Source organism: Rhizobium sp. BIGb0125 (assembly GCF_024810055.1).
Taxonomy (GTDB): Bacteria; Pseudomonadota; Alphaproteobacteria; order Rhizobiales; family Rhizobiaceae; genus Agrobacterium.
In genome coordinates this window covers 257,011-269,565 of sequence record NZ_JANUDV010000004.1, presented here as the reverse complement: position 1 = coordinate 269,565, position 12,555 = coordinate 257,011, and the positions used below count along the sequence as shown (strand labels likewise).

The following is a 12,555-nucleotide window of genomic DNA, read 5'->3' as shown; positions in this document are numbered from 1 at the left end:
CAAACTCTGCTCGAAACCTATCTCATAGTACAGGTGTCAACTACAGATTGTTCTTCACTCAATCATTTCGCGTATATGCGAGGGTAGAGACTGCCAAGCATTAAACAGTTGATTGAAAGTGATAACCTGCATCTTTTTCATCATATTGCTTCGATGAAGCTTCACTGTGACTTCTGAAATCCCCAGCTCAAATCCAATTTGTTTGTTGAGACGCCCTTCGACGGCGAACCGGAAAACTTGTCGTTCACGTGGAGTGAGAGTTTCATAAAGTGTGACATGTTTTTGGGCATTCACCTCGGATGCCCGTCTAGCTAAGTCAGCGTTGATAGCCCGTGAAACTGCGTCCAAGAAAGTTTGGTCACGAACTGGCTTGGTAAGAAAGTCGAACGCGCCAGATTTCATTGCCTCAACACTCATGGCAATGTCACCATGGGCCGTCAAAAAAATGATCGGAGTGTGATTTCCCTGCTTTAAAAGATAATCACGCAAATCCAAGCCACTCAGGCCGGGCATGCGAACATCCAAAACAAAGCAGCCAGGTCGATCCGGCAGTGTGGCTTCGATAACTTCTCGCGCAGACGAAAATGACACAGTAGCTATTCCGACAGAACAGAGTAAATTCTCCATCGCTTGTCGCACGTGAGCGTCATCGTCGACTAGCGCCACGATTGGTAGTTCCGAGGGTCGCGCGTCAGCTTCCTCCATGATGTATCCTCGTACAGTAGTTTGCGGCAAAATTCACCAGCCGGAAATCTGTAACAAGGGACTAGCTTTTTTGAAACCCTGCCAAAATCGATCAATGCCGCGGCTCTGGTATATCGACGGCGCTATGAACGCAAAACCTTTGAAATTCAGGCAATCCTCGTGCCTCTGAGATAGAATTTTTGGTGCGATTTGTTCAAGCTCATTGATGCGGCTGAACTGTATTCTGCGCGGCTGTGGATGCTAAATTGTATCGAGAATGCGCTCGGTTCGTTAGTGCGCAGCGGAATTGAGCTCAGGATGATATTAATGGCTTTACGTAAGTTGGCGTTCGCAACTGCTCGTATTCTTGTCAGTTTTTTTGCTATGTCGCTTCTAGTCCATCCAGCGATGTCGCAGGATGTGCTGCGTGTGCCACAACTTACTGATATCGCTACATTCGACCCTGATAACGGTTTCGAAATTGGAGCGATGAGCGCGATCAATAACGTTTATGAAGGTTTAGTTGAGTATCAGCCTGGGACAGTGACCATTGTCGGAAGGCTGGCCAAGACTTGGCGAATATCAGGAGACGGACTCGAGTACGTTTTTGATTTGGTGGAAGGTGTAAAATTCCATGACGGGTCGGCAATGACAGCTGACGACGTGGCAACATCTTTCGAGCGCCGACGCGATGGAGGTCTCGCGCTCTCGTACTTCTTGGCAAACGTCGCTAAGATAGAAGCGACAAGCCCACTGACCTTGAAGGTGGTTCTCAAGCGCGCGCAACCATCATTTCTGGATAGTCTAGCCAGCCCTTGGGGGCCAAAAGTTATCAGCCCAAGAGCGCTCGCTAGACATGATGCAAGCGACAGGGCCAGCAATTGGCTCAACGAACACGCCGATGGAACTGGCCCGTACGCACTCGCGGAGTTCAGTCGCGGGGACAGATATGTTCTAAAGAGGAACAACAACTACTGGGGAAGGAAAGCGTTTTTTGAGGAGGTTCAAATTCCGGTTATTCCCGACATAAGTCAGCAACTCCTACAATTGCGCTCAGGGGATATCGACGCTGTCCCCACCGGCTACCCCATAGCTCAACTTTCTGGTTTGCCCGACGGCCTTACGATAACGTCGACGATGAGTGTAAGCCTCTATACGCTATTTGCGAAGCCAGGCTCGCCACTTGAAGACTCCGAGATCAGAGATGCCATTTTGACCGCGGTAAACCCCGCTATCTGGTCACAAGATGTATTTGGCCAATATGCTACCGTTGCGAAATCCATTTATCCAAACGTCGTGTTGAATCCCAACGCACCGATTATTTTCCCGACCAACATTGACCGTGCGAAGGAGATCATCGCGCGCAAGGGACCAGTCAACCTTGTTATCGGGCTCCATAGTGCTGCGACGGGATACCAGCTTGTGTCAAACTTATTAATTACTCAGTTGGCGTCGATAGGCGTTAAGGCAACCGCCTATTCTCTACCACCGGGCGCTGCGTTCAATTTGAAGGATGCAACAGTACAGCCCGACCTCCTTCTAACAATAGCTGGTCCGGATGCAGCGGATCCAGAAAACCAAGCGAAGGCTTTCTTCACCAAAAATGCACCAGTCAACTTCTTTGGGCGCTACATAGACGAAGCAGATCAACTTATTAGTGAGGCCGGGGAACTTGCAGCCGGATCAACGAGGAACGCTCTTTACGAACGGGCGGGCCAGTTAATATTTGACGCAGGGATCGCAATCCCTCTTGTCGAGGTTCAGGACATCGTCGTGCATACCGACCAAATTCATGACCTGGGCCTAAGACCGGTATACCCGCCTGGCAACATAGACTTCGGAAGCATTCGAAGATGAGTGAGAGCGTAACGGAAGGAAGTGATGCTATTCCCTCGCCTACGCTCGAGATACGTAATTTGCGTGTTTCGATGTCCAGAGGCGGTCAGCGCCACACCATACTGGAAGACCTGAATTTTTATGCACGTGCCGGGGAAATTACCGCCGTGATAGGAAGGAGTGGATCGGGTAAATCGACTCTGGCACACGCCATTCAAGGATTGTTGCCAGACACCAGCGCACCTAACGTTACCGGGTCAATTCTGATCAATAAAAATGAAATCGTTGGTGCAGGAAACAAACATCTTAGGTTTGCACGACAGAGACTTGTGAGGGTTATCTCTCAAGATCCGTTAGACGCCCTCAACCCCACTATGACCTTACGACGCCAGATGACTGAAACCTGCGATGAACTTGTCGCGAAGAATAGACTTGAGTGGGCGGGCATAATTGATGTTGAACGTGTCCTTAAGAGTTTCCCACATCAGATTTCGGGTGGAGAGAGACAGCGGGTGCTTATAGCAATGGCTACCGCAGCGAAGGTAGCAGTGGTTGTGGCAGACGAACCCACAACAGGCCTAGATCCTGAAAACAAGGTTAGGGTTATTGAGCTTCTCCGGGCACTAGCGGACGAAGGTGTGGCCGTTGTTCTGAATACACATGACCATGTCGTTGCGAAAACAGCAGACATTATTGCGTTAATGGACAATCGGCGCATCGTCGAATACGGACCGATTCCGAAAGGGCTTTCTCCCTATCTCAACCATTACGCGGGCGAACTACCCGCCCACCAAAGCGAAGGAGAAATGGGGCGGCCGGACCCTCTCCTGCTACTGAGCAAAGTCAAAAATGATACTACCGGCGTCCCCGTTTCAAGCGTCGTCGAAAAAAAACTAACTGTGACGCGTTCATTATGCGGTGCTGATGACGCCATTTTGGAGATGCGTTGCGTCTCAAAAGCGTTTCATACAACCGGTCTATTCGGATCTAAGTCTGTACACGTGCTGCATGCGATCGATATGTCCGTAAGTGTTGGTGAGTGCGTGGCACTAATAGGAGACAGCGGAGCAGGAAAATCAACGTTCCTCAAAATTGCGGCGGGAATGCTTCGACAGGATGCGGGAACGGTTGCTTGGAAAGGTCAATCTAGTCCACAAGTTGTCTTCCAAGACCCCAAATCCTTCCTGACCCCCTGGGTTCCGATTGGAGAACAGATCGTGGAAGGATTGAGATCCAAGAGGATCGACGTTGCGGCTCGGAACCGCCGCCTTATGGAAATGCTCGATTTTGTTGAGCTCGAGGGATCCCTTTATGACGCTTTACCATCAGAACTTTCCGTCGGACAATGCCAGCGCGCGGTGATTGCCAGGGCACTTGCAGTTTCGCCTCAACTCCTTCTTTGTGATGAGCCAATCAGTGCGCTGGATAATCCACTCGCTGCCTCAATCCTAAGTCTGATTGGACGCATACGCCGTTCGTACGGCACGGCAATTATTATAGCGACCCATGACCTTGCCGCAGCTAGGATGGCCGCGGATAGAGTGTACGCGCTACGAGGCGGCAAGTTGCACTCTTTGATCGACATGGCAGAGCCGTATCCCGAATACTCCATCTCACCTCTTCAAGTTACTGCGCAATGTTAAGAGCAGCGAGAAATAGACCTGCTAAAAATACTGATCCCACCAGGAAACTACCGGCACGGAAACGAATTGACGCTTTTGGTGCCGTCGGCCTCTTTGGGTTGCTGCTTGTCACAGTGGTTGCGCTGCTACCGGATTTGTTTACACCATTCGACCCGCAACTGCGTGTCGCTCAAGCTCTGCTTCCTCCGTCAACTGTGCACTTGTTCGGTACTGACGAGATTGGTAGAGATCTCTTCTCGCGTGTTGTTCTTGGCGTCAGATACACTTGGATTCCAAGTTTAATAATCGTGGCAGTGAGCTTCGTGCTTGGATCAACGATTGGGCTTGTTTCAGGGTTCTTTGGCGGATGGATCGATATCATCCTCCAAAGGGTCACCGACATCTTCTTCATAGTGCCGTCAATGCTTTTTGCTATCGCTTTTGCGGCAGTTTTGGGACCCGGAATCGAGCACACGGTGTTGGCCATAATGATGTGCTGGTGGCCTTGGTACACGTGGATCGCTCGAGATGAACTTAGGCGCATACATGCTTCACCTCATTACGCAGGAGCTAGAGTGGCTGGCGCGACCAAAGCGCGGCTCTTATTTAGGTATAGCGTGCCAGGGGTCATTCCGTCCTTGATCGTTGCAGCAGGCGTGGATGTATCCAATGTAGTAATGACGCTATCCCTCATGTCATTTCTAGGCCTCGGCGAGCCGAATCCCGCGCCCGAACTAGGAGCGCTCGTTTCCAGATCACTCGATAGTTTGGCCACATTCTGGTGGTTGCCGATCCTACCGGCGGTCGCAATTTTCTTTATATGTCTCTCCGCCAACCTATTGGGCGATGGTATTCGCCACATGCTCAAGGGACGATAGGGAGTTGGCATATTTAGTACGAAAACTCTTCAATGGGCTTATTGCACTTCTTGCCATGACGTTCATCGTCTTCGTTCTGCAGAGCGTAATACCCGCTGATCCCGCTCGCTTGATCGCCGGTCCGGCTGCACCAACGGCCACGATTGAAGCGCTCCGGATGAAACTTGGGCTCGAAGAACCGATTGGTTCGCGGTACATCAAATTTCTCGTAGGAGTAGCGCACGGCGATTTTGGAACGTCCGTTCGAACACGTCAGCCTGTGTTGGCCGATATCTTAAAGTATTTGCCTGCGACACTGGAGTTAGCGTTTGTCGCAATGTCAATTGGTGTACTTTCTGCCATTGGATTGGCCGTACTACAGGCGACATATCCTTCAGTGCGTCTACTTCGCGTAGCATTCGTTGGCCTTGGGGCGGCACCAGTGGTCCTCACGAGTTTACTGCTCGTATATTTTATTTGGTTTAAACTGGACTGGCTGCCAGGGTCGGGGCGGCTAAGCGTAAGGGGTTACACCGGCCCTACTGGCTTTTATCTAATCGATACTCTCTTATCCGGTGATTTGCCTCGATACGTCGATGCACTTCGTCACCTCATATTACCAGCCATTGCACTTGCTATTCCGATCACCGTAGCCGTAGGCCAGGTTCTATCCAGCTCACTTCTTGACGTATTGCGGCAAGGCTACATAAGGACTGCAAGGGGCAAAGGGCTATCTATGGTCGTCGTTATCCTACGACACGGCCTGCGAAATGCAGCCAATGGGGCTCTTACGATGGGCGGACTACAGGTCAGACTTCTGTTTGGAAATATGCTCATCGTGGAACGCATTTTTGGATGGCCAGGACTGGGCTTCTATATGGTACAAGCGCTCGCCTATTCAGACGTTCCAGCGATACTCGGCATCGCTTTGCTCCTGGGTGCATTTTACGTCATGGTGGCGACGGTGGTCGAAATTACGCAGAGAATTGCGGACCCTAGAATTGCTGTTGATTGAGGTCTCACCCGAAAAACCTATACCAAGGGATAGTCTATCAAGACGTTTGAATACATTCCAAAGTCATCTGCGAGGTAGCATTTTCTATGCACCTATCAGTGCCGGTAAAGCACACAGCAAAGTCAGGTGAAAATCATGAGCTTGGAATATTTGGCCGTTAATGTTCGTGAAGGAAATCTGTCATCTAGAAAGCGAAGTCAGGTAGATAGATTTAGCCATGTCAGAAGTGGACTTACTGAGTGGCAGTGCCGACGTGTGCGGTCATACATTACTGAAAATGTCGGCAAACATCTAAAGGTCAGCGAGCTTGCGTCGCAGACGAGACTTAGCGTCGGGCATTTCGCACGGGCCTTCATCATCACATTCGGGGTATCGCCCTACCGCTTCGTCATTGCGGAAAGGATAGCAAAAGCGAAACGCCTTATGACGAACACAAGTTACCCGCTGTCGGAAATCGCTCTGCAATGTGGCTTGTGCGATCACGCTCACTTTTGCCGCCTCTTTCGTAGTTTTGAAGGCCTTCCACCGAGCGAATGGAGACGGCTGGAAATGAATATCCAGGCTCCCCCAGTTCCTTAGGCTAAGAATGTAGGCTGGTTACTTTGCCGCCCCTGGTTGATAGGCGGTCAAACATCCGAACCACATCGACTACCGACTTTGCATTCATCTTTTTCATCATGCGGCCACGATGTAACTTCACCATGATCTCGCTAATGCTCATTTCAAACGCAATCTGTTTGTTCATCAGACCTTGGGAAACAAATTCCCAGACCTCCATCTCGCGCGGTGTCAGTCGGCAAAATCGCTGCCTTATCTTATTCTCCTCCGCCTTCTTGACCCTAGCAATTCTATCAAACTCCATTGCGCGATTTATCGATGCCACTACAGCTTGAGAGTTAAAAGGCTTTAACAAAAAGTCGAATGCTCCCGCCTTCATCGCGGATACGCTGATTGAAACATTTGCGTTCCCAGTGATGAAGATGATCGGCATCGGATTATTTCGTCGAGTGAGCTCTTTTTGGAGTTCGAGTCCGGTCATGTCCGGCATTTGGATATCCAGAAGGATACAGCCTGCGCTGCCCTGTTCCGCGGTCACTAGGAACTCTTCTGCGCTTCCAAAGCCAACCGCGTCTATCTGAACGGAGTCGAAAAAATTGAGCAACGAAGTACGAAGATTTGACTCATCGTCGATAATGTAAACCTTTTGTGGACTGTCATCTTGTTCGATTTTCGTTGGCACGGGGCAATCCCTATCCTTGTTGGCAATTCGTCGACCCGAAAATATTCTCGTCAACGACGTTGCAGGCTAATGAATGATGAGATGGCGTGGACTCTTTTTAAATGAATTAATAAGCTGGGAAGAGTTATCCGAAAACTAGATCTGGACGCATCACAGCGAATATCGAGTAATCCCTTACCCAAAAGGAAGGGACTCGCCATTTGTCCAAGGAGTTTCAACCGCGCTACCTGCCCCCCATTTTCCTTGATCAGCTGAAGTTGCTGCTCTCGGTGCCCTTCGTCGAACATCTGGTCGGCATGAAAAGCGAGGTCCACGATGGCTACCTGTTCCATAGTATAGGATGACGATAGTGGCGGGTCGCGCCAACGGCCTTTCGACGTAGCATTACTCTAGTGTATTGTAGTTTATGTCGGTCGAATTGGACTTGCTATCGGGCCTGTGGAGTTAATCCACCTATACTGGCGGATAGGTGCCAAAAACTTGCGCAAAGTCTTCGGTGAAGTCAGCCTCAGAAAACGCCTTGATACTGTCATAATGGGCCGTTGCTCCACGCGCCATACTCTGTCTCCACCAGTTAGGGATGACGCCTTGGGCCGATTAAATCCATAGAAAGGCCCACTTGGAATATCGAGGATGTTCATTGTCCCTGAGAACTGACCCGGTAGCACAGGACAGGAATGCGGACGAAAACTTGGACCACCAGGAGGTAGTTCATGTATTCCTACGCAGCCAGACTTCGAGCTGTTGAGCTCTATATCGGGCTGGGCAAGCGGCTTAAGGAGCTCAATGAGTGCAAAGGCTGCCCTATCAGACCAGCCTGCGGTGTCACACCTCTTCTGGCAGAGGCTTCAGTGGCATTCGCTGCGGTATTCGAAAAAAATTCCGTCAAGGATTGGGTCAGACGGAAATTTGAACTTCGTCAGCTTCTCGGAGCGGCATAGCGGCATCCGAAAGCATCGGGTCGTTGAGTGAGAATCGAATGCGAGCACCGCTACCTGTGTTCTCAGCCCATATTTTGCCTCCATGGGAGCTGATTATCGACTCGCAAATCGATAGTCCCATACCCATTCCATTCTCCTTCGTTGTGAAGAAGGGCATAAAAACTCGGTCAATGTCTCAATGCCACCACCGGTATCTATTACCTCAACTCCGATACCCGCATCTGAAGCGGTCGTCTTCACAGTTATTACCCGCTCAGAACTATCTAAATCAGACATTGCCTCAACCGAGTTGTGCAATAGGTTTACAAGAACCTGTTGAATTTGGATGCTATCTACCGATATCAATGCAAGAGAAGGACTTAGCTCCAATTCAAGTCGGGTTCGTGCTAATGTCAATTCCTCTAGCATCAGCTCTTTTACACCGTCGACTAGCATATTGATGTCAGTCGAAGTGCGCTCCTCAGACTTATGTTGAAAAAGCGCCCTTATTCGCCGCACTACTTCTGAGGACATGTTTGCATCTCTGACAACACAGTCGGCGCTGTGTATGGCTCGCTCAATATTTGGAGGTGACATTTCCAACCAACGCCTGCAGGCGTCTGCACTCATGATTACAGCTGCTAGTGGCTGGCTGAGTTCATGGGCGATGGACGCAGACAGCTCAGCCATACCAGCATATCGTGAGGCACGCGCTAATTTATCTTGAGAAAGGCGTAGGGATTCCTGCGCTTGAAATTCATTCTCGATATCAACCTGAAGTCCGTACCACTGGATAATTTTACCCGCATCGTCCCTTAGTGGCTCCATGCGAGCTTCCAGCCAACGCCACGTACCGTCGAACCGACGCTGCCGAAACCTCCTAAACCATGGCTCACCGGATGCAAAACTCTGCCGTATGGTCGTTTCTACATCTGCCTTATCGGCGGGATGTATCGTCGCCTCTATGATCGAGTGAAGCGTGTCTGCATCGCCATGCTGGATTTGATCTACGGATATGCCGGACCACTCTTCTAACTGACGACTAAAATAAGTAGGCTGACCATCGGGAGATGAAACCCACAATAGCCCCGGCATCGTTTCAATTATCAACGCCAATCTCGCTTCGCGCTCTAAAATCGCAGCTTGGGCGCGCACCTCGTCGTCAATATCTTGAGCTACTCCTAACCAGCGTCTAATAATTCCGTCATTATCTGGCAAAGCATTGACTTCGCCTTTCGTCCAACGGAACCCTCCTCCAGCTCGCACCTGTCGATATTTCTTTTTAAAGCGTTGTCCTCCGGCGAAGGTCGATTTTAGCGCCTCTGCAACCGACTGAAGGTCGTCAGGATGAATAACTAGAGATAGGATCTCGTCTACAGACTTCTTTTCAGAGTCGTCGTGTCCGATCTGGATGCCAACCTGTTCTCGCAATGCCTGATTAAAGTAAATAGGTCGGCCCAAGTGATCCGCTGCCCATATGGGTGTCGGAACAGCGTCGATGAAGCTTTGTAGAGCTAATTCACGTTCGCGAGATGACTCAATCTCGGTCACCGCATCATCGATATCGAGCGCTGTACCCAGCCAGAATAGTATTTCTCCCTTTGCATCTGTCTGTGCTCGCGCCGTCGTACGAAGCCACCTGAATGCGCCGGTTGCGGTCCTAACGCGATGCGCAACATCGAATGTTCCACGGCTTTCCACCGCAGCAAGCCACGTTTGCGCCAAACGGACATAATCGTCTTTGTGCAGCAACTCGCTCCAAGCGAACTCTCCACTATCGGGATCGCGGGCGACGTATTTCGAACTTGGGAAGCCAGTGTAGCTTTCCATGGATACGCTTTGACAAATGAATTCTCCATTTGGCCAAGCGGCCCATCCGAACCCAGGCATTACATCTACCAATTTTTTGATCTCTTCGACCGAGATCGTCGATGCAATCACCCTATCTACCTCCACGAACTAACTAAAGAATACAAAATGGCAGGGCATTTCATATGTCAAGTTTGACAGGAGACGTGGGTCGAATTCGAAGGTGGAATTGGTGCATGCTACGTGCGGATGCGTTACTCTCGTGGACTTGTCCCGCTCTCATATAACTGGCCGACGAAAATGATTATGTGTTCAAGAGCTTTGCAAGCCAAGTGATGGAGTGACCTTGTCTAGCCAATGTTTATCAAATTCTATTGTCCGCCATAACCGCTCTAAACACCAAGCGATTGCGTGAGTTTTCTAAGGAGGCCATCCAGCGCTGCTACCTCATCACCCGTTAAGGCCGTAAGAAGCTGTCGCTGTGTCGCGACGTGATCGTTTATTACCTGCTCAATGACCCTTAAACCCTGTGGTGTAAGACATACTATCGCCTTACGTGCGTCAGTTGGGTCAGCTCTTCTCCTCACAAATCCTGATTTCTCAAGTTGGTCAATCCGATTGGTCATCGTTCCAGCGGTGATCATCATTGATGTTAGAAGATCGCCAGCTGCTAACGCATAGGGCGAACCAGACCTTCGAAGCGCCGAGAGGACGTCGAAACCTGCCATGTTTAGACCATAACCAGCGAACGTATCCTCGGCTGCTACGTGCATATGCTTAGTCAATCGAGACAAGCGACCGATTGGCCCCATGGTACTGACGTCAAGATCCGGGCGAGCCGCACGCCATTGGTTGATGATTTTGTCTACCTGATCCATTTCCGAACAAATCCGCGATTGATGTTGGTAAGGCACAAAAACATAAATTTATTTTGAGGTCAAATATTTTGACGTCAAAGGTATTGACGACGGATCAAGTCCGTGATTATTTTATTTCGACGTCAAAATATTTGAACTCAAATAAAAACTCCAACTCGTCACATTAAAGGAACTCCAATGTCTACTCTCTTTACTCCAGTGCAAACTGGTAATTACAACCTAAAAAATCGGATCGTCATGGCACCAATGACACGCAGCCGTGCCAACGATGACGGCACTCCGACAGCCTTGAATGCTAAATACTATGCACAGCGTGCAACCTTGGGCTTGATAATTACCGAAGCAACCCAGCCGTCAGATATTGGCCAAGGTAATGTCAACACTCCAGGAATCTACACTGCGGCCCACGTCCTAGGATGGAGCAAGGTGACGTCTGCTGTACATGCAGCCGGTGGGCGTCTGTTCATTCAGATCATGCACGTTGGCCGCATGTCACACCCAGAAAATGTTGTAGGAAATCTACATTCTATAGCACCCTCAGCAATCGCACCGAAGCTCCAGTTACATACCCCGAGCGGTATGAAAGATGTTCCACCCCCACGCGAAATGACGCTCCAAGATATAAAGAATACGATCGCTGAGTTTCGTCATGCTGCTCGTTGCGCGATTGAAGCGGGCGCAGACGGGGTCGAAGTGCACGGTGCAAACGGTTACCTCCTGCAACAGTTCTTTGCACCAAATGCAAACACACGCACTGACGCATACGGAGGTACGATTGAAAACCGAGCACGTTTTGCTCTCGAAGTCGCGGCTGCGGTTGCCGACGAAATCGGTCGGGAAAGAACAGGATTTCGTGTGTCACCAGGAGGGCTACTCGGTGACTTGGATGAAGGTAATGAAGGCCCTGAACTTTACCGCTATCTCGTCGGCGAATTGGATAAATTGGGTCTCGCGTTTCTTGATGTCATGCACTGGGGAAATGAAGAACTTTTGAAGGATCTGCGGAAAATCTGGCATCAGACCCTTATTCTTAACCGCCCTGGTCGGCCACGCGAGCTAATTGGCGCAGACGTCGCTGCCGGTTTGGCTGACATGGAATCCTATGGCTCGGCAATACTCGCTAATCCGGACTTCGCACATCGGGTGCAACTAAATGCGCAATTTAACGAAGTGCAGAAGGAAACGTTTTTTGGCGGGAATGAAAAAGGCTACACCGACTATCCAGTCATGGCCTGATCAGCATCCACAATCACTCAAAATCAACTGAGGTTTTACTATGGATATCGTGGCCATTCTATTGTTCTGGGCACTAGCCGCATTCTTTCTATTCGGCGCGCTCAACAATTTTCAAGCTCGTGGAAATCTACGCGAGACCTACCGTCGCTGGGGGTATCCTGACGGATTTCACTATGTGACAGCAGCGTTGGAGTTTATCGCCGCAATTTTGCTCATCCTTCCAAACACACGAATCCTCGGCGCGATACTAGCATCAATCGTCATGATCGCTGCACTATCGACGCTTCTCATAAACGGGCTTCGGAAACAGGCTGTCACGCCAAGTATCGTTCTAGCGCTCTGCGGTTTGGGGGTAGCCGTCGCATACAACACATCAGCATCCTGAGCGGGGACGTACATCCTACTCTCACTCGTCGTCAAATCAGAGGTAAAATGCGTAACGAATGACATTTTCGCAA

Annotated in this window: 12 protein-coding genes and 1 pseudogene; 7 read left to right on the top strand and 6 right to left on the bottom strand. The window is 50.0% G+C overall.

What is annotated here, in order from left to right; genetic code table 11:
* Positions 1 to 54: 54 nt before the first annotated feature.
* A complete protein-coding gene (locus M2418_RS12950; RefSeq protein WP_259146971.1) occupies positions 55 to 705 on the bottom strand; it encodes a response regulator transcription factor in 651 nt (216 codons plus the stop codon).
* Between the two features lie 306 nt (positions 706 to 1,011).
* Between M2418_RS12950 and M2418_RS12945 the strand changes: the two genes are divergently transcribed.
* The 5 genes from M2418_RS12945 to M2418_RS25780 all read left to right on the top strand — a co-directional run bounded on the left by M2418_RS12945 (position 1,012) and on the right by M2418_RS25780 (position 6,593).
* Positions 1,012 to 2,541, top strand: coding sequence for an ABC transporter substrate-binding protein (locus M2418_RS12945; protein ID WP_259146970.1), 1,530 nt, complete (start codon positions 1,012 to 1,014; stop codon positions 2,539 to 2,541).
* Positions 2,538 to 4,163, top strand: coding sequence for an ABC transporter ATP-binding protein (locus M2418_RS12940; protein ID WP_259146969.1), 1,626 nt, complete (start codon positions 2,538 to 2,540; stop codon positions 4,161 to 4,163). The genes M2418_RS12945 and M2418_RS12940 overlap by 4 nt, the downstream gene beginning before the upstream one ends.
* Entirely contained in the window at positions 4,157 to 5,020 is an 864-nt protein-coding gene (locus M2418_RS25785) for an ABC transporter permease (RefSeq protein ID WP_405049416.1), read from the top strand. Before M2418_RS12940 ends, M2418_RS25785 begins: the two co-directional genes overlap by 7 nt.
* Before the next feature lie 4 nt (positions 5,021 to 5,024).
* Complete coding sequence (locus M2418_RS12935) at positions 5,025 to 6,014, top strand: ABC transporter permease (RefSeq protein WP_259146968.1); 990 nt, start codon at positions 5,025 to 5,027, stop codon at positions 6,012 to 6,014.
* Positions 6,015 to 6,149: 135 nt separating this feature from the next.
* On the top strand, positions 6,150 to 6,593 hold the full coding sequence (locus tag M2418_RS25780; protein ID WP_352230596.1) for an AraC family transcriptional regulator: 444 nt from the start codon (positions 6,150 to 6,152) through the stop codon (positions 6,591 to 6,593).
* 1 nt (position 6,594) lies between these two features.
* Here the strand turns inward: M2418_RS25780 and M2418_RS12930 are convergent, their stop codons facing one another.
* From M2418_RS12930 to M2418_RS12915, 5 genes and pseudogenes are all read right to left on the bottom strand, one after another.
* Complete coding sequence (locus tag M2418_RS12930) at positions 6,595 to 7,254, bottom strand: response regulator transcription factor (RefSeq protein ID WP_259146967.1); 660 nt, start codon at positions 7,252 to 7,254, stop codon at positions 6,595 to 6,597.
* Between the two features lie 477 nt (positions 7,255 to 7,731).
* Positions 7,732 to 7,886 (bottom strand): annotated as a pseudogene (locus tag M2418_RS12925) (alpha/beta hydrolase); the annotation flags it as partial.
* Between the two features lie 265 nt (positions 7,887 to 8,151).
* On the bottom strand, positions 8,152 to 8,316 hold the full coding sequence (locus M2418_RS25775) for a hypothetical protein (protein WP_405049427.1): 165 nt from the start codon (positions 8,314 to 8,316) through the stop codon (positions 8,152 to 8,154).
* Entirely contained in the window at positions 8,289 to 10,115 is a 1,827-nt protein-coding gene (locus M2418_RS12920; RefSeq protein ID WP_259146966.1) for a PAS domain-containing protein, read from the bottom strand. The genes M2418_RS25775 and M2418_RS12920 overlap by 28 nt, the downstream gene beginning before the upstream one ends.
* A 260-nt stretch (positions 10,116 to 10,375) precedes the next feature.
* Complete coding sequence (locus M2418_RS12915; RefSeq protein ID WP_250985361.1) at positions 10,376 to 10,873, bottom strand: MarR family winged helix-turn-helix transcriptional regulator; 498 nt, start codon at positions 10,871 to 10,873, stop codon at positions 10,376 to 10,378.
* Positions 10,874 to 11,038: 165 nt separating this feature from the next.
* On the opposite strand from M2418_RS12915, the gene M2418_RS12910 reads away from it, so the two are divergent.
* Positions 11,039 to 12,097, top strand: a complete 1,059-nt coding sequence (locus M2418_RS12910; protein WP_259146965.1) for an alkene reductase — start codon at positions 11,039 to 11,041, stop codon at positions 12,095 to 12,097.
* A gap of 40 nt (positions 12,098 to 12,137) precedes the next feature.
* Positions 12,138 to 12,482: a DoxX family protein gene (locus M2418_RS12905; RefSeq protein ID WP_250985328.1), complete on the top strand. Its 345-nt coding sequence runs from the start codon at positions 12,138 to 12,140 to the stop codon at positions 12,480 to 12,482.
* Positions 12,483 to 12,555 lie beyond the last annotated feature (73 nt).